Origin of the sequence: Alteromonas sp. H39 (assembly GCF_047556435.1) — a bacterium.
In the GTDB taxonomy this organism is placed as follows: domain Bacteria; phylum Pseudomonadota; class Gammaproteobacteria; order Enterobacterales; family Alteromonadaceae; genus Alteromonas.
Map to the genome: position 1 here is coordinate 2,862,599 of NZ_CP180210.1, position 24,341 is coordinate 2,886,939.

Annotated in this window: 24 protein-coding genes; 9 read left to right on the forward strand and 15 right to left on the reverse strand. The window is 49.5% G+C overall.

Annotated elements, in window-relative coordinates:
- Window position 1: 1 nt before the first annotated feature.
- The 3 genes from ACLBLI_RS12590 to ACLBLI_RS12600 are packed head-to-tail and all read left to right on the forward strand — an operon-like array spanning window position 2 to window position 3,257.
- Window positions 2-1,267: an NAD(P)/FAD-dependent oxidoreductase gene (locus ACLBLI_RS12590; protein ID WP_414827949.1), complete on the forward strand. Its 1,266-nt coding sequence runs from the start codon at window positions 2-4 to the stop codon at window positions 1,265-1,267.
- Entirely contained in the window at window positions 1,264-1,986 is a 723-nt protein-coding gene (locus tag ACLBLI_RS12595) for a DUF1365 domain-containing protein (protein ID WP_414827950.1), read from the forward strand. The genes ACLBLI_RS12590 and ACLBLI_RS12595 overlap by 4 nt, the downstream gene beginning before the upstream one ends.
- Before the next feature lie 17 nt (window positions 1,987-2,003).
- Complete coding sequence (locus ACLBLI_RS12600) at window positions 2,004-3,257, forward strand: class I SAM-dependent methyltransferase (RefSeq protein WP_414827951.1); 1,254 nt, start codon at window positions 2,004-2,006, stop codon at window positions 3,255-3,257.
- Between the two features lie 87 nt (window positions 3,258-3,344).
- On the opposite strand, the gene ACLBLI_RS12605 is transcribed toward ACLBLI_RS12600, so the two are convergent.
- Complete coding sequence (locus ACLBLI_RS12605) at window positions 3,345-4,295, reverse strand: flagellar motor protein MotB (protein ID WP_414827952.1); 951 nt, start codon at window positions 4,293-4,295, stop codon at window positions 3,345-3,347.
- Window positions 4,296-4,297: 2 nt separating this feature from the next.
- The gene (gene pomA, locus ACLBLI_RS12610) at window positions 4,298-5,062 is read right to left on the reverse strand and encodes a flagellar motor protein PomA (protein WP_414830962.1); all 765 of its coding nucleotides are present in this window, start codon (window positions 5,060-5,062) and stop codon (window positions 4,298-4,300) included.
- A gap of 302 nt (window positions 5,063-5,364) precedes the next feature.
- Here pomA and ACLBLI_RS12615 point away from each other — a divergent pair, with 302 nt between their 5' ends.
- Genes ACLBLI_RS12615 through dxs form a run of 3 tightly spaced genes read left to right on the forward strand, consistent with a single transcriptional unit; the run spans window position 5,365 to window position 8,440 of the window.
- A complete protein-coding gene (locus ACLBLI_RS12615) occupies window positions 5,365-5,607 on the forward strand; it encodes an exodeoxyribonuclease VII small subunit (RefSeq protein WP_414827953.1) in 243 nt (80 codons plus the stop codon).
- A 44-nt stretch (window positions 5,608-5,651) separates the two neighbouring features.
- A complete protein-coding gene (locus ACLBLI_RS12620) occupies window positions 5,652-6,542 on the forward strand; it encodes a farnesyl diphosphate synthase (RefSeq protein ID WP_414827954.1) in 891 nt (296 codons plus the stop codon).
- Between the two features lie 35 nt (window positions 6,543-6,577).
- A complete protein-coding gene (gene dxs / locus ACLBLI_RS12625) occupies window positions 6,578-8,440 on the forward strand; it encodes a 1-deoxy-D-xylulose-5-phosphate synthase (protein WP_414827955.1) in 1,863 nt (620 codons plus the stop codon).
- Between the two features lie 199 nt (window positions 8,441-8,639).
- Here dxs and ACLBLI_RS12630 read toward each other — a convergent pair whose 3' ends face one another.
- The 10 genes from ACLBLI_RS12630 to lpxD form a co-directional block, all read right to left on the reverse strand.
- Window positions 8,640-9,146, reverse strand: coding sequence for a phosphatidylglycerophosphatase A (locus tag ACLBLI_RS12630; RefSeq protein WP_414827956.1), 507 nt, complete (start codon window positions 9,144-9,146; stop codon window positions 8,640-8,642).
- On the reverse strand, window positions 9,146-10,111 hold the full coding sequence (thiL, locus tag ACLBLI_RS12635; protein WP_414827957.1) for a thiamine-phosphate kinase: 966 nt from the start codon (window positions 10,109-10,111) through the stop codon (window positions 9,146-9,148). Before thiL ends, ACLBLI_RS12630 begins: the two co-directional genes overlap by 1 nt.
- 57 nt (window positions 10,112-10,168) lie before the next feature.
- Window positions 10,169-10,591: a transcription antitermination factor NusB gene (gene nusB / locus ACLBLI_RS12640; RefSeq protein WP_414827958.1), complete on the reverse strand. Its 423-nt coding sequence runs from the start codon at window positions 10,589-10,591 to the stop codon at window positions 10,169-10,171.
- Window positions 10,592-10,601: 10 nt separating this feature from the next.
- Window positions 10,602-11,075 (reverse strand): 6,7-dimethyl-8-ribityllumazine synthase, encoded by a 474-nt coding sequence (gene ribE / locus ACLBLI_RS12645; protein ID WP_414827959.1) that lies wholly within the window; start codon window positions 11,073-11,075, stop codon window positions 10,602-10,604.
- 120 nt (window positions 11,076-11,195) lie between these two features.
- On the reverse strand, window positions 11,196-12,299 hold the full coding sequence (gene ribBA / locus ACLBLI_RS12650; RefSeq protein WP_414827960.1) for a bifunctional 3,4-dihydroxy-2-butanone-4-phosphate synthase/GTP cyclohydrolase II: 1,104 nt from the start codon (window positions 12,297-12,299) through the stop codon (window positions 11,196-11,198).
- A gap of 25 nt (window positions 12,300-12,324) precedes the next feature.
- Window positions 12,325-12,990 (reverse strand): riboflavin synthase, encoded by a 666-nt coding sequence (locus ACLBLI_RS12655; RefSeq protein WP_414827961.1) that lies wholly within the window; start codon window positions 12,988-12,990, stop codon window positions 12,325-12,327.
- A 20-nt stretch (window positions 12,991-13,010) separates the two neighbouring features.
- The gene (gene ribD / locus ACLBLI_RS12660; RefSeq protein WP_414827962.1) at window positions 13,011-14,135 is read right to left on the reverse strand and encodes a bifunctional diaminohydroxyphosphoribosylaminopyrimidine deaminase/5-amino-6-(5-phosphoribosylamino)uracil reductase RibD; all 1,125 of its coding nucleotides are present in this window, start codon (window positions 14,133-14,135) and stop codon (window positions 13,011-13,013) included.
- Between the two features lie 23 nt (window positions 14,136-14,158).
- On the reverse strand, window positions 14,159-14,611 hold the full coding sequence (gene nrdR, locus ACLBLI_RS12665) for a transcriptional regulator NrdR (RefSeq protein WP_414827963.1): 453 nt from the start codon (window positions 14,609-14,611) through the stop codon (window positions 14,159-14,161).
- A gap of 61 nt (window positions 14,612-14,672) precedes the next feature.
- The gene (gene glyA, locus ACLBLI_RS12670) at window positions 14,673-15,929 is read right to left on the reverse strand and encodes a serine hydroxymethyltransferase (RefSeq protein WP_218313263.1); all 1,257 of its coding nucleotides are present in this window, start codon (window positions 15,927-15,929) and stop codon (window positions 14,673-14,675) included.
- Window positions 15,930-16,316: 387 nt separating this feature from the next.
- Window positions 16,317-17,345: a UDP-3-O-(3-hydroxymyristoyl)glucosamine N-acyltransferase gene (gene lpxD, locus ACLBLI_RS12675; RefSeq protein ID WP_414827964.1), complete on the reverse strand. Its 1,029-nt coding sequence runs from the start codon at window positions 17,343-17,345 to the stop codon at window positions 16,317-16,319.
- Between the two features lie 396 nt (window positions 17,346-17,741).
- On the opposite strand from lpxD, the gene ACLBLI_RS12680 reads away from it, so the two are divergent.
- The gene (locus tag ACLBLI_RS12680) at window positions 17,742-18,209 is read left to right on the forward strand and encodes a CreA family protein (RefSeq protein ID WP_414827965.1); all 468 of its coding nucleotides are present in this window, start codon (window positions 17,742-17,744) and stop codon (window positions 18,207-18,209) included.
- 180 nt (window positions 18,210-18,389) lie between these two features.
- On the opposite strand, the gene ACLBLI_RS12685 is transcribed toward ACLBLI_RS12680, so the two are convergent.
- Window positions 18,390-19,091, reverse strand: coding sequence for a DUF4386 family protein (locus ACLBLI_RS12685; protein WP_414827966.1), 702 nt, complete (start codon window positions 19,089-19,091; stop codon window positions 18,390-18,392).
- Window positions 19,092-19,282: 191 nt separating this feature from the next.
- Entirely contained in the window at window positions 19,283-19,900 is a 618-nt protein-coding gene (locus tag ACLBLI_RS12690) for a hypothetical protein (RefSeq protein WP_414827967.1), read from the reverse strand.
- Between the two features lie 646 nt (window positions 19,901-20,546).
- On the opposite strand from ACLBLI_RS12690, the gene ettA reads away from it, so the two are divergent.
- The gene (gene ettA, locus ACLBLI_RS12695; RefSeq protein WP_414827968.1) at window positions 20,547-22,217 is read left to right on the forward strand and encodes an energy-dependent translational throttle protein EttA; all 1,671 of its coding nucleotides are present in this window, start codon (window positions 20,547-20,549) and stop codon (window positions 22,215-22,217) included.
- 302 nt (window positions 22,218-22,519) lie between these two features.
- On the forward strand, window positions 22,520-22,942 hold the full coding sequence (locus tag ACLBLI_RS12700) for a PilZ domain-containing protein (RefSeq protein WP_414827969.1): 423 nt from the start codon (window positions 22,520-22,522) through the stop codon (window positions 22,940-22,942).
- On the opposite strand, the gene radA is transcribed toward ACLBLI_RS12700, so the two are convergent.
- Window positions 22,909-24,276 (reverse strand): DNA repair protein RadA, encoded by a 1,368-nt coding sequence (gene radA / locus ACLBLI_RS12705; RefSeq protein WP_414827970.1) that lies wholly within the window; start codon window positions 24,274-24,276, stop codon window positions 22,909-22,911. The genes ACLBLI_RS12700 and radA overlap by 34 nt on opposite strands.
- Window positions 24,277-24,341 lie beyond the last annotated feature (65 nt).

Here is a 24,341-nt window from a genome sequence, read left to right on the forward strand (position 1 = left end):
AATGAAGAAACGCATTGCCATTATCGGAACGGGTATTTCCGGACTTACCTGTGGCTATCTGTTAAATAAAAAACACGATATTACCGTTTACGAGGCTAACGATTATATTGGCGGCCATACGGCAACCAAGAAAGTGTCAGTTAAGGGGCGGGACTACAATATAGACACTGGCTTTATTGTTTTTAATGACTGGACTTATCCTCACTTCATCACCCTGATGGACCGCCTTGACGTTGAGCGCCAGCCGACTGAGATGAGCTTTTCGGTGACCAGCGACTCTGCCAATCTGGAGTATAACGGGAATAACTTAAATACCTTATTTGCGCAGCGCAGAAATATTCTTCGCCCTCGATTTTGGCGGATTGTACGCGATATTCTTCGCTTCAATAAAGCCTGTAAGGCGCTGGTTGCGAGCGATGAAGACACCAGCGGCAAAACGTTGTATGGCTATATTCAAGAGCTTAACCTTAGTGATGATTTTGCTCATTACTACATTCTGCCAATGTGCGCGGCTATCTGGTCTGCCAGCCTGGCGCAAACCCGCCAATTTCCGCTGACCTTCTTCCTGCAGTTTTTTAATAACCACGGGCTGCTGAACGTCAATGACCGTCCACAGTGGTATACCCTCAAAGGGGGGTCACACAGTTATATTGAACCAATTACCCGGGCATTCAAAGACAACATTCTGCTGTCCGCGCCAGTCACGTCGGTCTCCCGCGCCAACGACACCTGGTCAGTAACATCGGCTGATGGCAATGTAGAACAATTTGATGACGTCATTTTTGCCTGTCACAGCGATCAAGCCCTGAAAATGCTGGCCTCACCTACACAAAAGCAAACAGATATTCTGAGTGCTATACCCTATTCGACAAACGATGTTGTGATGCATACCGATTCCAGCATCTTACCCAAACGCAAACTGGCGTGGGCTAGCTGGAACTATCAGATAGAAGATGTAGCAAGTGAGGAGCAGTCACCAGCGACGGTTACCTATGACATGAATATTTTGCAGCGCATTGAGAGTGAGACAACATTTTGCGTGACACTAAATAACACCAGCGCGATCAAGCCTGAATGCATCCTGGGTCAATACCGGTATGCCCACCCACAATACAGTGAAAACATGGTTGCAGCACAACAACGACGCGCAGAGATATGTGGAGTAAATGGTCTCCACTTTTGCGGTGCCTATTGGTATAACGGTTTTCACGAAGACGGGGTGAAAAGCGCCATGGATGTTTGCGCCCGTTTTGGAGAGTCACTGTGACGGCAACAGAAAGTGCCATTTACACCGGAACCTTATTTCATAAGCGGTTCCGGCCAACGACGCATGCTTTTGACTATCAAATTTATCTTTTCTGGCTGAAGCTGTCCGAGCTGGAAACGCTGGAAAATGAAATTAAACATTTTTCATGTTCTCAGTTTGCACTGGCGCGCTACAAGCGTTCAGATTATCTTGGTGACGAATCGCAACCGCTTGAAAATTCAGTGATTACGAGAATGAGTGAGCTTAATGGGTCACCTCTTAGCGGAGAGGTTTTTATGTTGGGCCAATTACGCATGCTGGGGATGTATTTCAGCCCGGTAAACTTTTATTTTTTACGCAATGCTGATGGCGAGTACACTCACATGCTGGCTGAAGTCAGCAATACACCGTGGAATGAGAGACATCACTATCTTGTTGATTTTAATGAACAAAAAGACACGGAGAAAGCGTTCCATGTGTCGCCATTCAACCCGATAGATATGACGTACAAATGGCGCATCGGCGCGCCGGAAGAAACGTTTTCACTGGTGATGGATTGTTTTTCTGCTAAAAAAGACTTTTCTGCAGGCTTTGCACTCAACCGGTTACCGATGAACTCTGACACTTTGGGTTACGTAATGAGACGTACACCGAGTATGACGATAAAAACTGTAGTAGGAATTTACTGGCAAGCAATTAAGTTATGGATTAAACGCACGCCAGTTTATTCGCATCCTTAGAAAGACAGGAACAAGAAATGTCACAAGGCGAAAGTTTAATTACCGCACCTGAACAGATTCCCTTTACGGTGAAAGCCTGTCGAAGTGCATTTTTAAAATGTCTGTCACACCTGCCGGAAGGTCAGCTGACCATTCGCGAGAGAGGTGAAGATGTTGGTACGTATGGCGATCCTGCGTCAGATCTTCACGCGGTTGTGGATATTCAGGATCTTAGCGCTTACAAGCGGCTATTGTTTGGTGGAAGCGTTGCTGCAGGCGAAACCTATATGGATGCGCAGTGGACAACCGATGATCTGACGGCGGTTATTCGTATTTTCGCCAGAAACCTGCCCACCCTCGATTACTGGGAAAACAAATTCAAATGGCTCACGATGCCGTTGCTGAAGTGGCAGCATCTTATGAACAGCAATACGACCAATCAGGCTAAAAAGAATATCGAGGCACATTACGATCTGGGTAACAAGCTATATACCCGGTTTCTGGATAATACCATGATGTATTCTTCCGCGATTTACCCTGACCCTAATGCTAGCCTGGGGGAAGCGCAGCAACACAAGCTACAGACCATCTGCGAAAAGCTTCAGCTGACTGAAAATGACCACCTGCTGGAAATTGGTACGGGCTGGGGTGGATTAGCGGTATATGCGGCAAAGCATTTCGGATGCCGGGTTACTACTACTACCATCTCTGAAGAACAATATGCCTATGCGCAGCACTGGGTTACCAAAGAATCACTAAACCATAAAATTACGCTTTTGAAACAGGATTACCGGACGCTGGAAGGAAAATACGACAAACTGGTGTCGATAGAAATGATAGAAGCAGTTGGCAAACGGTTCATGGGTAATTTTTTTGAAAAATGTGCATCTTTGCTCAAGCCGGATGGGCTAATGTTGCTGCAATCTATTACCATCGACGACCGCCGTTTCGATAGTTATGCTGACAGCGTCGACTTCATTCAGAAATACATTTTTCCGGGTGGCTTCCTGCCGTCACAATACGAGCTCAATGCACATATGAAGCGGCACAGTGATTTGATGATCCGCGATCTTCAGGACATTGGTCTGGACTATGCGAAAACCCTCGATGACTGGTATCAGGCATTTGTTCAGGCTAAAGATGCTTTACTCAAAGACGGCTATGACGACCGCTTCGTCAGAATGTGGACCTACTACCTTAAGTATTGTGAAGGTGGTTTTCTGGAGCGCACCATCTCAACGGTGCAGTTGTTGCTTAGCAAACCGGCTCACCGTGCGGCACTCTTCCGCTAATTCCACAAACTCATTTGCCTTACGTAAAAAACCACGGTCATGACCGTGGTTTTTTTAATTCTCTGATTAGTCTCTACCAGTCGGGTTTTACCCGTTACTGCCCTCGCCATCAATGACTGATATCGGCTTAGACAACATTGGTTTACCCTGATTAATATTAATCTCCACACGACGGTTCCGGGCTCTGTCATCCGCTGTAGTTGCGTTTTCAATCAGCGGCACAGTATCCGCCTTGCCCACTACTGCCATACGCTTCTCGTCAAAGCCAGGCGCTCGGCGAAGCTCTTCTGCGACAGCGACTGCGCGTTGAGAAGATAAGTCCCAGTTGGAGCTATAAAGCTCGTTGGCAATGTGCTGACCATCACTGTGTCCTGCAATCTCAATCTCTCCAGGCACTTCTGCCAACAACTCGCCTATCTGCCTGATGACAGGTTTAAACTGAGGCTGTAGAAATGCTGAACCCGCTGAAAATGAACCGTTTTCACGGATACGTATCGTGATTTGCTGACCCAGCGATTCCATTTCTATCGAGCCGTCCAGGATCTGCTTCTGCAGCTGTTGAGCCACTTTTTTCATCAGCTCGTTATTTTCGCTTTGATCGGCACTCTGAGCCGCTGACGAAGCCTGCTCGGTAGCCGTCTGCTGCGCCTGCCCACCGCGCTGGTTACCTCGCTGTTTCTGTCGACCGCCTGCGGAGTCCTCATCGCCTGCCTGAAACTCAAGCATTTGCTGCGTCATCTCTATGGTTTGTTGCTGAATAGTTTCAATAGGCGTTGGATCGGGACGTCCGGGCCGGAACTCCATTGCAATCACGCTGGTGCCCTTCGGAATATCCTTTACTTCAATTTTATTTTGCACGCCAAAAGCAAACTTCATCGACCCCGCAATCTGCTTAAATTTGAGTACATCCATTTCCGAGAATGCCAGCAACAGCACGAAGAAGCACATTAACAGCGACATCAAATCAGCGAACGTCCCCATCCACTGAGGTAGCCCCGGTGGTGGACATTTAGGACATTCTTCTTGCTGCTCAGCCATGCTTATTCATCCTCAGCGCCGGTCGCCCGCTTGCTGGCCGCCAGGTAGTTCTTCAGGATCCCTTCGATAACCCGCGGGTTTTGTCCATCAGCTATCCCCACAATACCGTCGAGGATAAGTTTTTGATTCAGTCTTTCTTCCTGAGCACGCACATTCAGCTTGAACGCAATAGGCAGGCAAATAACGTTTGCAAAAAAGGCCCCGTAAAGGGTCGTCAGAAGGGCAACCGCCATGGCAGGACCGATGGCCTTCGGGTCATCCATGTTCGACAACATCGCTACCAGACCAATCAGCGTACCGATCATACCCATGGCCGGGGCAACATCCCCCATACTTTTAAATATTGTAGCACCAAACTCGTGACGGTCTGTCGTCATGGCAATATCTTTTGCCAGTGTCTCGCGCACCACCTCAATATCGTGCCCGTCCACCAGCATGTCGACGCCCTTTTGCATAAAAGGACTCTCAATCTCCGCCTCTTCCAGCGCCAGAAAGCCACCTTTACGTGCTGCATCCGCCATCTCTACCACTTTTTCAATCAGTGATTCCGGCGAATCGATTTTGAACATAAACGCTTTTGCAGCGATTTTGCCGGCACCAAAGAACTGCGCCAGGGTAAACTGTGACAAGGCCACGAAAAGGGTACCGCCGAATACAATCAGTATAGATGGGACGTTGATAAACATCGCCATACTGCCGCCCATGACCATCCCCATGACAACAAAGCCAATTGCACCCAACATGCCTATGACGGTAGCTAAATCCACAAACTCTTCCTCATGCTGTGCCAACGGGTAATGTAACGGTGGCAAAACTTGGTTGTTTTGCCTTTATTGTTCAAAACGTTACATCACAATTATTCAAAAAGTGACAGCTATTCTATCGGCATTCCCATAGAATTCTATAACCTATTTATCGCAGAAGGTTCTCATATCCCCAATAACCTCGTTGCAAACCACATTAAAAATGCTGCATACGACAGGGTATCACTGGACAAACCATTTGACCCGTCGCCTACCCTCGGTTAATGTGCGCCTATCCTTTTACCAGCCAATTACCGGGTAATACTGTGACGGAAAAATCCACTCCCCTCACCTTTGAAGAGAGCCTGTCAGAGCTAGAGTCTATCGTCAATGAAATGGAGAACGGCGATCTGCCTTTGCACACTGCGCTGGAAAAATTTGAACGCGGTATCAGCTTATCTCGCCTAAGTCAGCAATCGTTAGAAAAGGCTGAGCAAAAAGTAAAAATCCTACTTTCTGAGCAGGGTCAGGAAACACTGACGGATCTCAATACAGACGACAACGATTAACAGGCTATGCAGTCTACCGTGACTGCGCCTCTACAGGTCCTATTATGGAATTTACGGTCCTGCATCAGCAGATAAAAGATCAAACCGACGACGCACTGTTGCACTTGCTCAGCTTGCTCCCGGATCACGCACCCAGGCTAAAAGCCGCGATGCGACACGCACTCCTTGCCGGCGGCAAAAGAATGCGACCCTTTTTAGTCCATCTGGTGGGAAATACACTGGATATCCCGCGCTCTGACCAATTGACTATTGCAATGGCAATAGAATGCATTCACGCGTATTCACTGGTTCATGACGACCTACCCGCTATGGACGACGACGATCTACGTCGCGGGCAGCCTACCTGCCATATTGCGTTTGACGAAGCCACTGCCATTCTGGCTGGCGATGCCTTGCAAACACTGGCATTCACCATTTTGTGTGAGCACCCTATGAGCGAGTCTGGCAGTAAAAAGCGCGCCCAACTGGTGTCTGTGCTGGCGAAATCATCAGGGTACCTGGGAATGTGTGGCGGTCAGGCCATCGATTTAGCCTCTACCGGTGAAGCGATTTCGATTGCTGAGCTGACACGCCTTCATCAGTTGAAAACCGGGGCGTTACTGTGTGCGTGTGTTGAGATGATCACCTTAGTGAGTGACACGCTTGAGCAACACGACAGAACGACGTTTATCGAGTTTGCGCGCGTCATTGGCCTTGCTTTTCAGGTTCAGGATGACATTTTAGATGTGGAAGGCAGTGCTGAGCTTATTGGAAAGCCACAAGGCTCTGATGTTGCGCAGGGAAAAAATACCTTCCCCGCACTGTTAGGTATGGAAGGCGCTAAAAAAGAATTAGCGGCACTTTATGACAGCGCGCTTCAAGCATTGGACAGTTTGCCCTACAATACCGATTATCTTGCTGCGTTCAGCGAACTGATGGTTAAGCGTGACCATTAAGGTCTGACGCGCTCACGTATTAAGAATAATAACGCATGACTTTAGATTTAAAGCATTATCCGACTCTCTCACAGGCAGCAACGCCTGAAGCTCTTCGGACATTGCCACAAGAAAAATTGAATGCCCTGTCAGACGAATTAAGAGAATATCTGTTAACGTGCGTCAGTCAAAGCAGCGGGCATTTTGCTTCAGGCCTGGGCACGGTTGAGCTTACCGTGGCACTTCACTATGTCTATAACACACCATTCGATCGTTTGTTATGGGACGTGGGCCATCAGGCATACCCCCACAAAATCCTGACCGGTCGCGCCGGGCGTATGTCAACGATTCGTCAGAAAGACGGACTGCATCCGTTCCCGTGGCCACCAGAGAGTGAATATGACACCTTTGCTGTGGGGCACTCCTCCACTTCAATTAGCGCCGCGTTGGGCATGGCCGTAGCTGCTGAAAAAGAAAATGCGGGACGTAAAGTGGTTGCTGTCATTGGTGATGGCGCGATGACGGCAGGTATGGCGTTTGAAGCACTTAATCATGCTGGTGACATCAACAAAGACATGGTTGTTGTACTAAACGATAACGAAATGTCGATTTCCGAGAACGTCGGTGCACTCAACAGTCACCTTGCCCGTTTGCTTACTGGTAACTTTTTTAACACCATTCGTGATGGTGGTAAAAAGCTGCTAAGTAACGTACCGCCGATTAAAGAATTTGCCAGCCGTGCTGAAGAGCACCTTAAGGGCATGGTGGTTCCCGGCACTATTTTTGAAGAACTGGGTTTTAATTACATTGGTCCCATTGATGGTCATGACGTGAACGCGATGGTGGATACCTTGCGCAATATGCGCAAATTCAAAGGGCCGCAGTTACTGCATGTGGTGACCAGGAAAGGAAAAGGCTATCCGTCAGCGGAAAAAGATCCGATAAAGTTCCACGCTGTGCCGAAGTTCAACCCGGCGGAAAATGCACTGCCGGCCTCAAAACCTTCAGCCCCCTCGTTTTCTGCGATTTTTGGTCAGTGGTTATGTGACATGGCGGCGCAGGATCCCAAGCTCATGGCTGTAACGCCTGCTATGCGTGAAGGCTCTGGCATGGTAGCGTTTTCACAACAATTTCCCGATCAGTACTTCGATGTCGCCATTGCCGAGCAACATGCGGTGACGTTTGCGGCAGGTTTGGCGAAAGATGGCTATCACGCCGTAGTGGCGATTTACTCTACCTTCCTACAGCGCGCTTACGATCAGCTAATCCATGATGTCGCACTACAGGATCTGCCGGTACTCTTTGCTATCGACCGTGCAGGCGTTGTCGGCGCTGATGGTCCTACCCACCAGGGTGCGTTTGATATCGCCTACCTGCGCTGTATACCGAATATGATCATCATGACGCCATCTGACGAAAACGAGTGTCGTCAAATGCTGTATACCGGCCATAAGGCCGCCAGGCCCGCAGCTGTTCGCTACCCTCGCGGCGCCGGAAAAGGTGTGACGCCGGAAACCGCAATGGCTGAAATCCCTTTGGGTGTCTCTCGCGAGTGTCGACGCGGTGAACGCGTTGCTATCCTCAATTTTGGCACCCTGCTACCGTTTGCCGAAGAAGCCGCTGAATCACTAAACGCCACCTTAATTGATATGCGTTTTGTAAAACCGCTGGATACTGCGGCAATAGACAAAGCCTGTGAAGCTCACGAGCTGATTGTCACGCTGGAAGACGGCTGTATTGCCGGTGGTGCAGGCTCTGCGGTGATGGAGCATATCCAGTCTTCAGCAACGCTTCGACGGGTGCTGCCGATTGGCCTGCCCGATGAATTTATTCTTCAGGGTACGCAGCAACAAATGTATGAAAAACATGGACTGGACGCGAAAGGCATAATCAACAGCGTGAATGCAGCCTTATCCTGAGTTTGCGCTGTCCGGTTTCAAATTACCTGAAATAATAAAGCCAGCAACATTGCTGGCTTTATTGTATCGGTGTTGTGATATCGACAGTGCGGGTATGAGACTTTATCTAATCAGTCATCAGCAACTGCACCGCTCGCTATCATCGTCACGTCGCTCATCAAACACGGTAAAGACTCGAACGGTTATGTCTGCCATAACCTCAGGATGCCAGACCTATCAGCCAGTGAGGCCACAGAAAGGTAATCACGTGCAATGACAGACACGCCATGGCTCCGGCCAGGATATCGTCTAACATGATGCCTGTACCGCCATGCAGGCGCTTATCGATAATGCCGATGGGCCAGGGCTTCAGAATATCGAAAATACGAAACAGCAAGAACCCTGCAACGAGGTATGGCCAGGAAAGTGGTAAGAACAAAAAGGTGACGAACATACCTGCCACTTCGTCCCATACAATCGAGCCATGGTCGTGTACTTGCATATCGTCAGCCGTTTTTCCGCAAAAGTAGATGCCTGACAGACAAGACAGTACGGTCAGTGCAATGAAAGCGGTCTCGTTAAGCGTGCCAGCAAGAACCAGTAGCGGGATGGCTACCAGAGAACCGAAAGTCCCCGGCATAAAGGGTATTAACCCACTCCCAAACCCCAAAGCCAGAAAGTGCACGGGGTTTTTCATGCTAACCCGCTCGCGATACTCCCTCTGCATCAGAAGGTATGCTCGTAGCCATTTTTATCAGGCTTATCATAGGGGGCATTATGCAGTTTTAGATCAAGCTGCTCTTTATGGCCGGTTATCTGACCAATACAGGTCGCTTTCACATTGGTACTTGCCAGCGACGTTTCCAGGTTACCACGTTGTTCTTCACTCACTGTGAAGATAAGCTCGTAATCATCGCCGGCAGTCAGCGCATAGTTATAGGCTGTTTTGGCATCGACGACGTGATACAGCGCACGGGAAATCGGCAGTCGGTCAACATGAATACAGGCACCACATTTTGAAGCACGCAGAATATGAGATAAATCTGCCAGTAGCCCGTCGGAAACATCGATACACGCATTTGCCGTCCTGCGCAAAGCTGTGCCTGCGGCAACACGTGGCGTGGGATACAGATGGCGTTTTATAAGATAATCCCGCTCTTCACCAGCGGCTTCAAGCTTATCCTGCAATATATCCAGCCCTGCTCCAGCGTCGCCCAGCGTACCGGTAACATATAACCAGTCGCCCGGCCTGGCGTGAGAGCGCTGTAGTGCTGCTCCCGGTGGCACAAACCCCTGCGCGGTGATTGTCATCGACAACGGGCCTCGCACGGTATCCCCCCCGATGAGCTGGACAGAGTAATATTGGGTAAGGTCGTAAAGACCGGAGACAAACTCCTGCAACCACACCTCGTCAACTTCAGGAAGCGACAGTGACAAACTAATCCAGGAGGGTTCAGCTCCCATCGCAGCCAGGTCACTCAGATTCACCGCAACCGCTTTGTATGCTACTGATTTAGCAGGCGCATCCATCAGAAAATGAACACCTCCCACTAATGTGTCTGTCGTGACTGCCAGTTGCTGATTTTCGGCTATGGTGGTAATCGCACAGTCGTCGCCAATCCCTACGACAACATCCTTGCGTTGATGACCGCCTTCAGAGAAGTAGCGGCCTATAAGGTCAAATTCTTTCACAGTAATCAACTATTGCGTTACGACATGGCACGAACGGCCACGTCGGAAGCGCACGGATTAACCGCGCTCGTCTTTACGTAAAGTACGAACGGCTTTGTCCAGTGCACCATTGATGAATTTATGACTCTCTTCAGCACCAAATGTTTTTGCCAGTTCGATAGCTTCATTGATGATGACACGATACGGCACGTCCATACGCTGGGTAAGTTCGAAGGTAGCCAGGCGCAGAATTGCTTTTTCGATAGGATCCAGTTCTTCCGGCAAGCGTCCCAGATAAGGACGTATTGCGGTATCCACTGCATCGACATCCTTCGCAACCCCACGCAATAATGACTGAAAATAAGCCATATCAACTTTTTGCATATCGTTACTGGTGGCCAGCGCCAGCTCTACCTGCTCAATGGCATTTTTACTCATTTGCCAGGAATAAATCCCCTGAAGGGCCAGTTCCCGTGCTTTATGACGTGCTGAGACTTTCACTTAAGTGACCTTATAATTTATCGACAGCGTCGATGACATTTACCATTTCAAGCGCGCCAAGTGCAGCTTCTGCACCTTTGTTACCGGCTTTAGTGCCAGAGCGCTCGATGGCTTGTTCAATAGAGTCAGTGGTGATAACACCGAAAGACAGCGGAATACCGTATTCCAGAGACACCTGCGCCAGACCTTTATTGCACTCGCCCGCAACAAAATCAAAATGCGGCGTGCCGCCACGGATCACTGCGCCCAGTGCGATGATCGCATCGAAAGATTTCTTTTCAGCCAGCTTCTTAGCCACCACAGGCAGCTCATAAGCGCCGGGAACACGAACCACAGTAATATCGTCATCACCCACTTCACCATGACGTTCCAGTGTATCAAGCGCCCCTTCAAGCAAGCTCTCGACAACAAAACTGTTGAAACGGGATACGACAATCGCGAATTTCTTACCGGTCGCTCTAATGTTACCTTCAATGACCTGCATGATTTCTTTCCTCGAGAAAAAACGGCGCGCAGTATAGCACAACTACGCGCAAACTAAATCGAATGTTTATTCAGGTTAGGGGCGACCCAGTAGATCGTCGCCCTCTCTTTACGTTCAGCCTCACTGTTCGTGGATGTATTCCACTACTTCCAGCCCGTAGCCTGATAACGCATGATATTTTATCGGTTTACTCAGCAGGCGCATCTTCTGTACACCGAGGCTTGCCAGGATCTGACTGCCAACGCCGATGGTACGTGACGAGCCCTGCCACTCTTTACCGGTTGGCTGCTCGCCGCGATCTTCTGCGGCAAAACGACGAACCTGGCTTTCAATCTGCTCCTCTTTACCCAGGATCACTACCACACCGCCTTCGTTTGCAATGCGTTGCATTGCTTCGGGCAGTGTCATCGAACGGTTAATACCGCGCGTGGACCCCAACAGATCGCTGAAGGTGTTGTGCAAATGAACCCTAACCAAGGTTGGGTCGTCGGCTTTCACCTCTCCTTTTTTCAACGCAAAATGGATCTGATTGTCGATAACGTCTTTAAACGTGTGCAACTCGAAATCCCCATACTCCGTGGGTAAATGACATTGCGCCACCTTTTCGATAGTCGTTTCGTTGAGGTTACGGTATTCAATAAGGTCGGCGATGGTGCCAATTTTCAGCTTATGTTTTTCAGCGAACGCTTCTAGTTGTGGACGACGGGCCATGGTGCCATCTTCGTTCAGGATTTCCACGATGACGCCAGCCGGTTCGCAGCCAGCAAGACGCGGCAGATCAACACCTGCTTCGGTGTGTCCGGCGCGGTTTAGCACCCCGCCATCTTTGGCAATCAACGGGAAAATATGGCCAGGCTGCACAATATCTGTGGCTTTTGCGTCCGGCGACACTGCCGCTAAAATCGTGGTGGCGCGATCGGCTGCGGAGATGCCAGTGGTCACGCCTCTTGCAGCTTCAATTGATACGGTAAAGTTGGTGGAAAACTGCGCTTCGTTTTTATCTACCATTAGCGGCAGATTGAGCCGTTTACAGCGTTCCTGCGTCATTGGCAGGCACACCAGCCCGCGGGCGTGGGTTACCATAAAGTTAATGGCTTCCGGCGTTACATGCTCGGCAGCCATAATCAGATCACCTTCGTTCTCGCGATCCTCATCATCCATCAGAATAACCATTTTACCCTGACGGATGTCTTCAATAATTTCTTGCGGAGTGTTCAGTGCCATAATATTGCGTGCTTCTTGTAGGGTATTATTTTTTTAAAAAACCGTTCTCTGCCAGAAAAGCCATACTAATCCCGCTCTTGGCGTCGGGTTCTGCGGCTTTCTCTCCAAGCATCAAACGTTCCAGATAACGGGCCACCACGTCAACTTCAAGATTGACCGACGTGCCGGGCTTGTATGTGCCGATTACCGTTTCCTGCAGCGTATGGGGAATGATCCACAACATAAACTCTGCGCCATTCACATCATTTACTGTCAGACTTACGCCATCCACAGTGATACTGCCTTTGTGAGCAATATATTTCGCTAGTGATGTGGGTGCTTTCACCCAGATTTCAACGTAATCGGTGTGCTTTTCAATTCGCGACACTGTTCCCACGCCGTCGACGTGACCCGAAACAATATGACCACCAAAACGGTCCACCGGACGCATCGCTTTTTCCAGGTTCACTTTCGATCCTGACTGGTAATGTGCAAAACCGGTGTATTTTATTGTTTCTGCCGACACGTCGGCGCAATAGTAATTGCTGCCCATATCCGTTACCGTCAGGCATACACCATTAGTTGCGATGCTGTCGCCCAGTGCCACGTCAGACATATCCAGTTTGTCTGATGATACGGTTAGCCGAATATCTTCACCACGGCGCTCCAGTTTCGTTATGGTTCCCAGCGCTTCGATAATACCAGTAAACATTCCGGCTCTCCTGTGAATACTTAAACGTGCCCTTGGGGCATTACGTTGAATTGCATACGAATATCCTCACCAAGCTGGCGACAGTCCGTCCGCTGCAATGAAATGGTCTGACTCAGAGCTGTGAACGATGGTAAGTCCACCATCGACTTTGCTTTGTCACCTAACAATTTCGGTGCCTGATAAATAATAAGCTCATCGACCAGGCCAGCATGCAACAGTGCACCACTCAGACCAGGACCGGCCTCTACCCAGACTTCATTAAACTGCATGTCGCCCAGGCGTACCATAAGCTCAGCAAGGTCTACTTTGCCCTGCTTTTGCGGCAACGATAACAAATGTGCCACGTTTTCAGTCTCGGCGGGGCGTTTCACCGTCGCGATAAATGTAGGCTGGCTGTCGGTAAATAACTGAAGATCTGCTGGCAGGTTACGATTACTGTCAACCACGACGCGTGCAGGCTGACGCAGTGTCTCCGACGGATATTCTGCAAAGTCCGCCTCGGCAGGACGCACCAACAAACTGGGGTTGTCTGCTAACGCCGTGCCGGATCCGGTAAGAACAGCGCAACTTTGCGCCCGGAATCGTTGTACATCTCGACGGGCATCGGGGCCTGTGATCCACTGACTCACGCCATTTTCCAGCGCTATTTTGCCATCCAGGCTTATACCAAGCTTCAGGCGCACATAAGGATTCCCGGTTATCATACGTTTGATAAATCCAGGGTTCAGCGCAGCAGCTTCCGCTGCCATGACATCAGTAACCACGGTAATGCCATTATCCTGCAAGCGTTTGATCCCATTCCCACTGACATTAGGATTAGGATCAGTCATTGCCACAACCACGCGTTTCACCCCGGCCTGAATGAGTGCGTTTGCACAAGGCGGTGTTCTGCCAAAATGGCTGCATGGTTCCAATGTGACATAGGCAGTCCCGCCTTTGGCCCGCGTACCAGCCTGGCGTAATGCATGTACTTCAGCGTGCGGAGTCCCCGCCTGAATATGAAAACCTTCGCCAGCGTATTGCTTTTCTGCATCGAGGATAACACACCCTACGCGGGGGTTTGGCGACGTAGTATAAAGGCCCCTGCGGGCTAGCTGAATGGCTTTTGCCATCCACTTGTAGTCGTCTTTAATAGCTTGAGGCATGGTGTTATTCCCTGCCGAAGTGATCATTTTTCGCCAAGTCGGGCAATTTCTTCACCGAACTCACGAATGTCTTCGAAAGAGCGGTACACCGAAGCAAAGCGTACGTACGCCACTTTATCCAGCTCTTTAAGTGCATTCATGATGAGGTTGCCCAAAAGCTCGCTTTCGACTTCGCGCTCGCCGGTAGCTCGCAACTGAGATTTAATTGATAAGATACATTGCTCGACTTTCTCAGTGCTGACCGGGCGCTTTTCCAGCGCCCGTTGCAACCCTGCGCGCAACTTATCTTCATTGAATGGTTCTCTTGATCCATCGCGCTTGATAACCCGAGGCATCACAAGTTCCGCACTTTCAAAGGTAGTAAACCGTTCGTGGCAATCCAGGCATTCACGGCGGCGTCGTACCTGATGACCTTCAGCGACAAGCCGTGAGTCGATTACCTTAGTTTCCTGGGCGGAGCAGAACGGACAAAACATGCGACTAACCTCTTGAACGGGGGCGTTGCCCCCGACACAGAGAACAACGCGACTTTACTAGTTAAGCGTAAACCGGGAATTTAGCGCAAAGATCAATCACTTCCTGCTTAACTCGCGCTTCAACGCTTTCATCGCCCAGATTATCCAGTACATCACACATCCAGGTTGCCACCTGCTTCGCTTCGTCTTCTTTAAAACCGCGGCGGGTGATTGCCGGGCTACCAATACGCAAACCACTGGTAACAAACGGAGAACGTGGATCATTAGGCACGGAGTTTTTGTTCACGGTGATATTGGAACGTCCTAATGCAGCATCGGCGTCTTTACCTGTGATGTCTTTATCAATCAGGTCCAGCAGGAACAAATGATTTTCTGTGCCGTTAGACACGATTTTGTAACCACGCTCCTGCATCACAGCAACCATTGCTTTGGCGTTTTTCACCACTTGCTGCTGGTACGTTTTAAACTCTGGCTGTAACGCTTCTTTGAAGGCCACGGCTTTCGCCGCTATTACGTGACACAGCGGGCCACCTTGATTTCCCGGGAATACCGAGCTGTTAAGCTTTTTATATATCGTTTCATCGCCACACGCTGACAATATCAGACCACTACGAGGGCCAGCCAAGGTTTTATGCGTTGTCGTGGTAACCACATGGGCATGCGGCAGTGGGTTTGGATACACGCCCGCCGCAATCAGTCCGGCAACGTGGGCCATGTCCACCAGCAGGTAGGCGCCGACTTTATCCGCAATCTCACGGAAACGCTGCCAGTCAACAATTCCGGAATAAGCAGAAAAGCCGCCTATGATCATTTTCGGCTTGTGTTCCATTGCCAGCGCTTCGACCTGTTCATAGTCGATTTCACCGGTGTCATGATTCAGACCGTACTGAACTGCATTATAGGTTTTGCCAGAAAAGTTAACGTGAGAGCCATGTGTCAGGTGACCACCTTCTGACAGGCTCATACCCAGTACAGTGTCGCCGGCATCAAGCAGCGCCATAAAAACAGCGGAGTTAGCCTGCGAGCCTGAGTGCGGTTGCACGTTGGCATAATCAGCACCAAACAGTTGCTTAGCACGATCTATCGCCAGTTGCTCAACCACGTCTACGTATTCACAACCGCCGTAATAGCGCTTGCCCGGATACCCTTCCGCGTACTTGTTGGTTAACTGAGAACCCTGCGCTTCCATCACTCGTGGGCTGCAATAGTTTTCAGACGCAATAAGCTCAATATGCTGTTCCTGACGAACAACTTCTTTGGCCATAGCATCGGCCAATTCAGGATCAAAATCAGCAATATTCGATTCGCGAGGTAACATGGAGGCTCCTTAACTGCGGTTTAGATGGCATTATCGAAGGCATATTCTAGTCATTTTGGGCGCTATGTATACCGCTTTATAGCTGATTTATGAATATCAAATATCCACTTCTCTTTTCATTTGGGAAAATCACCACAACTTTACGCCATCATGCTGCGATTTGTTTTAAATATGCGTAAAATTTCGCAGCTTTGATGTCAGCGGTGACTGCTTTTTGCGGTAGTAGTGTTCATGGAACAATACAACTGCCCCTGGCCCTGAATCGTTCGCGTTGACATGTTGCCCCTAAAACCGGACAGGATAATCCGTTAGGGAAGCGTAATTTAGCAGAGCAACGTTGCTTCAGAACAAAAAAAGGCAACTCTCGCTGCCCTTTTCTCAACACTGTCAGTTGGCTTTTTCCAGCGCCTTAACTCTGTCATACAGACTATCAATTTGCTTCAGACGCACTGTGTTTTTTCGCCACTCGCGGTTTTTCATTGCGGGTTGCCCCGACGAGTAAACGCCAGGCTCGGTAATATCCTGCACAATCATGGTATAGCCGGTCACCTGTACATTATCGCAAATACTGATGTGTCCGTTTACGCCGCAACCGCCACCCAAAATGACATATTTGCCGATATGACAACTACCGGCTATTCCCGTGGTGCCGCAAATGCAGGAGTGATCGCCAATAATGCAATTGTGACCCACCTGAACCTGATTATCGATAATGACATTCTTTCCGATGATGGTGTCTTCCATCGCCCCACGGTCAATACTGGAACTGGCCCCTATCTGACTATCGTCGCCAATTTGCACACTGCCGGTCTGAGGAATGGGCAACCACGTGCCCTTATCATTGGCGTAACCAAAGCCGGCAGCACCAATCACAGTTTGACTATGAATACAGACTCGCTTGCCGATTTTAACATCGTGGTAAATGGTCACATTAGGGTGAATAGTTGTGCCTTCTCCAATGTGTGTGCCTTTGCGAACTACCGTATTCGCACCGATGCTAACGTTGTCGCCTAACACCACGTTATCTTCAATGATAACGTGCTCACCTAAGGACACACCGCTACCAATATTGGCAGAAGCCGCAATGACAGCCGTGTCAGCAATGCCTGATGCCACTTGAGGAGTGGTATCAAACAACTGTGCGATGCGTGCAAATGCCGCATGGGGATTATCTACCACCAACGCGTTGCCGCTGACGTCATCACGCATTTTTTCATGAACAATTACCGCGCCAGCATTGGTTTCTTTTAATTGCGGTTTGTATTTAGGGTTGGTCAGAAATGAAATTTGCTGAACCGACGCCCCTGAAAGCGTCCCTACGCCCGACAAGACGTGCTCACTATCTCCTACCCATTCACCGTGAACATGCGTTGCAAGCTCTTCAAGCGTAAAGGTGCGCTTATTTAATGCTGTCATCAGAGTATCCTAACCCGCTGTTTACTGGCGACAATGCTACTGCATTTTTTCGGCCCAGTCCTTACTGGTTATCTGAAAAATCTGTCAACTGATGAATGAATGTACCAAAATCGCCTCGATTCATGAAAAAAGCAGGTTGCCATCGCTTTTGCTTAAGGCTGATTTCAATTTCACAGGAACGGACAAGGCACTTGCGACTGGTTATCGTAGGTCACAATTCGAAGACGCGTGTTTCTAACACTTCCCCTGTGAAACTGATATGCTCTAAACGAGCTGCCACCCATGGTATGGCATAACGCATTTCCCGGGACGGGGCATCTGAAAACTGACTATCACTTTATGGCAGTGTTCCTGCCTTCAGTGAAACGCCATCATTCAAATTAAGGAGAGATTCCCATGCGTTCATTTTTTTGTGTATTACTCGTTCTGCTTCTTAGCGGTTGTGACAGAAACGAAGTGGGTGATGTCTCGTTGGGCGTGTTCACTACCAAAGACATTAAGTTAGATGCCTTCACCGACCCTGTGATAACCGGCGTCACCTGCCATGTGTCCAGTATTGAAGCAAACCTGGACTTTTCTGATCCGTCCGACAGCTCTATCGCCTGCCGTCAAACCGGCCCGATAACACCGGACATGTTGTCTCAGATAGATAAGAGTGATGATGGCGAAGTGCTTTTCACCAAATCCAAAAGTATCTTTTTTAAGTCGATGAAAATCAGACGGATCCTGGATGCAGAAAACCAGACGCTGATGTACCTGGCGTATTCGACGAAAGAGACTTCAGGTAGCTTCAAGCACAGCCTCTCCACCGTGCCGTTATGGGGCACTGATGCTTATAGCCGCTCGGCCACAACAACAGACTAACGACAAGCACAGCCTTCCTGTGAACGCCAGTGAGTAAGAAAGAGAAGCGGCATTCCGCTTCTTTTCTTGCATAATGCAATATTGCAGCTTCTTACTGCATAACGTCGCTAACGCGCAGTTACGACGCCTCAGACGCTTCAGCACTTGTAGGACGTTTACAACAGACTGTGTGCATCGGTGTTATGCAAGTCCGGCTGAACCAGACATTTTATCGTGGCCTGGGGCTTTTATCATCAATACGCCTAAACACAGAAACCAGACAATTTGACCGAGGCCAAACATTGCCGTTGTGACCTCAAAAAAAGGATTTGTCGCCAGAAAAGACAGACCGGAAAACAATGTCAGCACGCCACTGATACCGACGACAATGCCCCAGTAATGGATGGGGCGCCCGAATATCCTGCTCTTTATACCCACAGTACTCACTGCAAGTAACCAAACGGCACCAATTAACTCGATGCCGCCGCCCAATGCATCAACGATGATCGTTATCGTGCGGCTGATTATCAGTGCTTGCTGGGGATCCTGCTCAAAGTATGTAGCCAGTGGGTTCAGACTGGTGAGAAAAATCAGGCTACTCGACATGACGATAAACGCCCACATATACCCGACCACTGCGGCAAACTTCATCAACTCAGGCGCTTCGTGCCTGAAGCGTGCATAAAGTGCCTGCACCAGAATCATCAAAGCAAAGCTGAATACCCCCCCAATCACAACATACCCGAGAAAGTAGGTGTCGCGATGGAATATCACAAACTCAAGAAACTGTTCAGGAGTATCATGACCGCCAGTGTCCAGTATTCCAAAAAACAGTATAAAGCCGAAAATATAAGTCAACCCCTGTAAGATTGACGCTGCCCCACCCCATTGTTGAATTGTCATTCATCGTTCTCTTTTTTATGTAAGCGTAGTCTGATAATCACAGCATGAAAGTATTCATCATGTGTAGATATGCACCCTGTTGCACGCCAGAAATTGCAACAAAATGCGACTACGCCTCGTTTAAATGTTTCATGCCACGCGGTTTTACGTATCCGCACACCGTTGTTTTGGCAGTTTGCCATCCAAAAATCTCATCCGGGGGCCCGGAAGAAGGGACGTACAGCATTATTTACCATGCCGGCGTTTTGGGTTCGGAAACAAAGGAGCCATCCAGTCACAACGACCTGCGCAATCAGCCAACAAATAAATACATTGATTGCCATTGTCTCCACTCCCAGGTACTCCAGCGCAATCAGAGGTTCGGGCTTGTTTCCGCCAATAACGATAAGATGCCGAACACCAAAAACCGTCGGAAAAATGACATAAGTAAAAGCGTCGTACACCAACAACATGCCGGCAATACAACACGCTTGTTGTTTACCTGAAGGCCGGTACACGACATACCAGAATAGGCAGATTAGCGAAATAATGAAGGTTACGCCGCTTCCCATCAACATACATAGCCCGCCATCCATTTGGGAAAACGTCTCGGGCAAAAAGAATAAGTCTGTTGATGCCACACCGGTCATTGGCGACTGTAGCCGCATAAGGTATTCATAGTCTGAAAATGTGCTGAAGAGGGTAAAACCCGGCCAGATACGAATGGAAATATTCTCCACGCCCAGAACATATGCCGTGAGTGCATGTCCTGACTCGTGAAGTACGATGGTGCTCAGGAGAAAAAGTGGGACAATGACAATCCATTTCATAAGTACATCCTTGTTTCTGTATTTTTTGCCGCGGTTCTCCCGCGCCATCTTGTTCGTGACAGGCACTGCCTGTTGCAGGACGATAGTTGCAGGACGATAGTAGAGACAGCACTCATCTCGACCAGTTCCGATCGTCTTGTATGAAGACAATACGAGCTTTGATTTACCACGCTAATTAACCACACTAATTGCAGTGCCGAGCACTAAGAAGCCGGATAGCAGCGGAATAACTGTAAGATAAGAAGCATGTAGGTGTTCGCACCGCAACGTGGCGGATGCCACAGTGGGCACTTCGTCCTGACCAAGCCTGAACCTCGCCCCGAGGCGTGTTGACCTTTGAAGTACCGTGTCACCGTCACAAGACTGGGATTCTCGCAAGGAGGCGGGAGCACCTTATAGCAACAACCGGTGCAAGTGAGCGATGACGCCATACACATTCCTGGTAATTGCTGCCGCAAAGGTCAATCCAGACGAGCGACATGCAGTGGCACATGTTGCGTGGTTGGCGTAAGTAAATTACGCATCTTTGCCATGCCTAAAACCCTGTCAAATGGACAAAAAGTACACGATAAAGCGCAACACGCCCTAGCCGAACCGGGGAGATTACGAGTACAATACCGGCTTTATTTCTGGGCAAGGACACACAATGTCACAGTACGTATACAGCATGCACCGGGTAGGTAAAATTGTTCCGCCTAACCGCTTCATCCTGAAAGATATTTCTCTTAGCTTTTTCCCAGGCGCGAAAATTGGTGTGCTGGGTCTTAACGGCGCAGGTAAATCCACCCTGCTTCGTATTATGGCTGGCGTTGACACCGATATCGAAGGTGAAGCCCGCCCACAGCCAGGCATAAATATTGGCTACCTGCCACAGGAGCCAAAACTGGACGAATCTAAAGACGTTCGCGGTAATATCGAAGAAGCCGTCGCTGACGTTGCTCACGCACTTACCCGTCTTGATGAAGTCTATGCGGCGTATGCCGATCCAGAAGCGGACTTTGATGCCCTGGCCAAAGAGCAAGGCGAACTGGAAGCGATCATTCAGGCTAAAGACGGACACAATCTGGAAAATGCTTTAGAACGTGCTGCCGATGCGCTGCGCCTGCCGCCATGGGATGCGGATGTCTCTAAGCTTTCCGGCGGTGAGCGCCGTCGTGTAGCTTTGTGCCGCCTGCTCCTCGAAAAGCCGGATATGTTGCTTCTCGACGAACCCACCAACCACCTTGATGCCGAATCTGTCGCCTGGCTGGAGCGTTTCCTTCATGACTATGAAGGTACTGTGGTCGCGATCACCCACGATCGGTATTTCCTTGATAACGTGGCGGGATGGATTTTGGAACTTGACCGCGGTGAAGGTATTCCGTGGGAAGGTAACTATTCTTCCTGGCTGGAACAGAAAGAACAACGTCTTGAACAGGAAGAGCGCACCGAGTCTGCCCGCCAGAAATCGATTAAGCAGGAGCTGGAATGGGTGCGGTCTAACCCCAAAGGCCGTCATGCGAAAAGCAAAGCCCGTATGGCCCGCTTTGAAGAGCTCTCTACCGGCGACTATCAGAAGCGTAACGAGACTAACGAGCTGTTCATTCCGCCAGGTGAGCGGTTAGGTGATAAAGTCATCGATGTTGAGAACCTGAGCAAAGCTTATGGCGATCGGGTATTAATTGATGATTTAACGTTCAAAGTACCTAAAGGTGGAATTGTCGGGATCATCGGTCCGAACGGTGCGGGTAAGTCGACGCTGTTCCGTATGCTGACCGGCGCTGAAAAACCTGATTCCGGCACCATTGATATTGGTGAGTCTGTACAAATTGCCAGTGTTGAACAGTTTCGCGACCACATGAATGAAAACAACACCGTGTGGAAAGAAATCTCAGATGATCAGGACATCATCCGCATCGGTAACTTTGAAATAAATAGTCGCGCCTACTGCAGTCGCTTTAACTTTAAGGGTACCGATCAGCAGAAGTTCATCAAAGATCTCTCTGGTGGTGAACGCAACCGGGTGCACTTGGCTAAGTTGTTAAAAGCCGGTGGTAACGTGTTACTGCTCGATGAGCCAACCAACGATCTTGATGTTGAAACCCTGCGTGCATTGGAAAATGCCCTGCTTGAATTCCCAGGCTGCGCTATGGTTATCTCGCACGATCGCTGGTTCCTCGACCGTGTCGCGACGCACATTCTGGACTATCGCGATGAAGGTAAGATTAACTTCTTTGAAGGCAACTATACCGACTACGAAAGCTGGCTGAAGCAGGAGTTTGGACAGGATGTGGTTGAGCCGCACCGCCTGAAATATAAGCGCATGAGCAAGAAGTAGTTCCCCCTCTTTGGCGCAATATAAAGATTGCGTGCTTATAAGTCATAGAAAGCCGGTGTTCACCGGCTTTTTTATATGCTCGACAAAGTACACAGACGGGACTGACGCTATCGAGCCCCCATCGCAAGCATCTCGATGACGACAGTCTTCACAATTTCTTATTAACCTCAGTTCTGCAATAAATGGCAACGAGTATGCGGTGATGTACCGAATTTCTGTCGCTAAAGATACGATTACTATTGACCTCAGAGAACGATCTGTCTATTACTTGGTATTGCGTTCAGCGAAGTCGGGCAAGCCTAATGACAGATAAAAGACAGTTTCAACGCATTTCCCTGAAAGTCGAGGGCAACTTGCGACATCAACACATCACCGTGCCGGTGGTTATCGAAGATGTTTCTCTTCAGGGGATCCGGCTTAGTGCAACAGAAAGCGCGCTGCTTGAATTGCCCTTCGACAGCCATGAACCTTATGAAATCAGCTTTAAGGCAAACGATGACAGTCCGGCCATCATTATACAGTTAGAACAGCTTTATCGTCAGTCTGACGCGCGCTCGCCGCGCACGTTCATGGGATGCAAGGTTGCCTTTATCGAACTGGAAAGCATTAGCGCATTACGCCGACTGATTATTTTAAACAGCCGCGATAACAGCTTAAGTGAGCACGATCTCGAAGCCCTGATAGACGCCATTTATTCAAGCGCGTCAAGCGCCTCAGAAAGCTGAGCGACCGGCACCACCTGTAACCCGGGTACAGGTTGCTTAGGCGCGTTGGCTTTCGGTACGATTGCCCGTTTAAAACCATGTTTTGCGGCTTCCAGAATGCGCTCAGTGCCATTAGGTACAGGCCTGATCTCCCCGGCCAGGCCTACTTCACCAAGCACGATCAATTCTCTGGGCAAGGCACGGTTGCGAAAGCTCGATACCATTGATAACAGTAGCGCCAGATCGGCACTGGTTTCCGACACTTTGACGCCCCCTACCACATTCACAAAGACATCCTGGTCATTCATCTGCACGTTACCATGTCGATGCAGAACTGCGAGTAGCATAGCCAGACGGTTTTGCTCAAGCCCTACGGCAACGCGGCGTGGGTTCGCCATCTGCGAATAATCTACCAGCGCCTGAATTTCAACCAGCAGCGGACGGGTTCCTTCCCAGATCACCATCACACTCGAGCCTGGCGCCTGGTGCTCACCACGACTCAGGAAAATAGCAGAAGGATTATTCACTTCCTTCAGGCCTTTTTCTGTCATCGCGAACACACCTAACTCGTTCACCGCGCCAAACCGGTTCTTATGGCTGCGTAAGGTGCGAAAGCGCCCGTCACTCTCGCCCTCTAACATCATTGAGGCATCAATGCAGTGCTCCAGCACTTTAGGGCCGGCGAGGTTACCGTCTTTGGTGACATGACCGACGATAAACATGGAAATGTGGTGTTGTTTGGCAAAGCGAGTAAGGTATGCCGCACTTTCCCGCACTTGCGAGACGCTTCCTGGCGCAGACTGTACGTCAGAGACATGCATAACCTGAATAGAGTCGATAACCATAATGCGGGGCTTATTCTGCAAGGCCAGATCACAAATGGTTTCGACATTGGTTTCCGCCAGCATCATCAGTTTGTCATCAGGCAACCCTAGGCGTTTGGCGCGCATTGCTACCTGCTGCAAAGACTCTTCACCTGTTACATACAGCGCGCTTTCCGTTGCCGCCAACTGACACATGACCTGCAGAAGCAATGTACTTTTCCCCGCTCCTGGAGAACCGCCAATCAGCATCGCCGCGCCCGGCACAATGCCGCCACCCAGAACCCGATCCAGCTCTTTGAAACCGGCACTAAACCGCGGCAGCGACTCAAGATCGATAGCATTGAGTTTTTCTATTTTCGCCGCAGTTTGCCCGGCATAGCCAGAATGTGTGGTTTTCGATGTCGACGTTGCAGGACTAACAACAAACTCGCTAATTGTGTTCCAGGCTTTACACTCACTACATTGCCCCTGCCAGCGCGGGAATTCCGCCCCACAATCTGAACACACGTAGGCGGTTTTACGCTTTGCCATAATTATGTTTTAACTCGCTGTATTTCAGAGTATTCTACCACCATAATTACCCTACTTGCATACTG

Bases quoted from the DNA above. Each gene is read 5' to 3' on its own strand.
- ACLBLI_RS12590 (WP_414827949.1), top strand. From the start codon at position 2: ATGAAGAAACGCATTGCCATTATCGGAACGGGTATTTCCGGACTTACC.
- ACLBLI_RS12600 (WP_414827951.1), top strand. From the start codon at position 2,004: ATGTCACAAGGCGAAAGTTTAATTACCGCACCTGAACAGATTCCCTTT.
- ACLBLI_RS12605 (WP_414827952.1), bottom strand. From the start codon at position 4,295: ATGGCTGAGCAGCAAGAAGAATGTCCTAAATGTCCACCACCGGGGCTA.
- ACLBLI_RS12620 (WP_414827954.1), top strand. From the start codon at position 5,652: ATGGAATTTACGGTCCTGCATCAGCAGATAAAAGATCAAACCGACGAC.
- dxs (WP_414827955.1), top strand. From the start codon at position 6,578: ATGACTTTAGATTTAAAGCATTATCCGACTCTCTCACAGGCAGCAACG.
- ACLBLI_RS12630 (WP_414827956.1), bottom strand. From the start codon at position 9,146: ATGCAGAGGGAGTATCGCGAGCGGGTTAGCATGAAAAACCCCGTGCAC.
- ribE (WP_414827959.1), bottom strand. From the start codon at position 11,075: ATGCAGGTCATTGAAGGTAACATTAGAGCGACCGGTAAGAAATTCGCG.
- ribBA (WP_414827960.1), bottom strand. From the start codon at position 12,299: ATGGCACTGAACACTCCGCAAGAAATTATTGAAGACATCCGTCAGGGT.
- ACLBLI_RS12655 (WP_414827961.1), bottom strand. From the start codon at position 12,990: ATGTTTACTGGTATTATCGAAGCGCTGGGAACCATAACGAAACTGGAG.
- ribD (WP_414827962.1), bottom strand. From the start codon at position 14,135: ATGCCTCAAGCTATTAAAGACGACTACAAGTGGATGGCAAAAGCCATT.
- nrdR (WP_414827963.1), bottom strand. From the start codon at position 14,611: ATGTTTTGTCCGTTCTGCTCCGCCCAGGAAACTAAGGTAATCGACTCA.
- glyA (WP_218313263.1), bottom strand. From the start codon at position 15,929: ATGTTACCTCGCGAATCGAATATTGCTGATTTTGATCCTGAATTGGCC.
- lpxD (WP_414827964.1), bottom strand. From the start codon at position 17,345: ATGACAGCATTAAATAAGCGCACCTTTACGCTTGAAGAGCTTGCAACG.
- ACLBLI_RS12680 (WP_414827965.1), top strand. From the start codon at position 17,742: ATGCGTTCATTTTTTTGTGTATTACTCGTTCTGCTTCTTAGCGGTTGT.
- ACLBLI_RS12685 (WP_414827966.1), bottom strand. From the start codon at position 19,091: ATGACAATTCAACAATGGGGTGGGGCAGCGTCAATCTTACAGGGGTTG.
- ACLBLI_RS12690 (WP_414827967.1), bottom strand. From the start codon at position 19,900: ATGAAATGGATTGTCATTGTCCCACTTTTTCTCCTGAGCACCATCGTA.
- ettA (WP_414827968.1), top strand. From the start codon at position 20,547: ATGTCACAGTACGTATACAGCATGCACCGGGTAGGTAAAATTGTTCCG.
- ACLBLI_RS12700 (WP_414827969.1), top strand. From the start codon at position 22,520: ATGACAGATAAAAGACAGTTTCAACGCATTTCCCTGAAAGTCGAGGGC.
- radA (WP_414827970.1), bottom strand. From the start codon at position 24,276: ATGGCAAAGCGTAAAACCGCCTACGTGTGTTCAGATTGTGGGGCGGAA.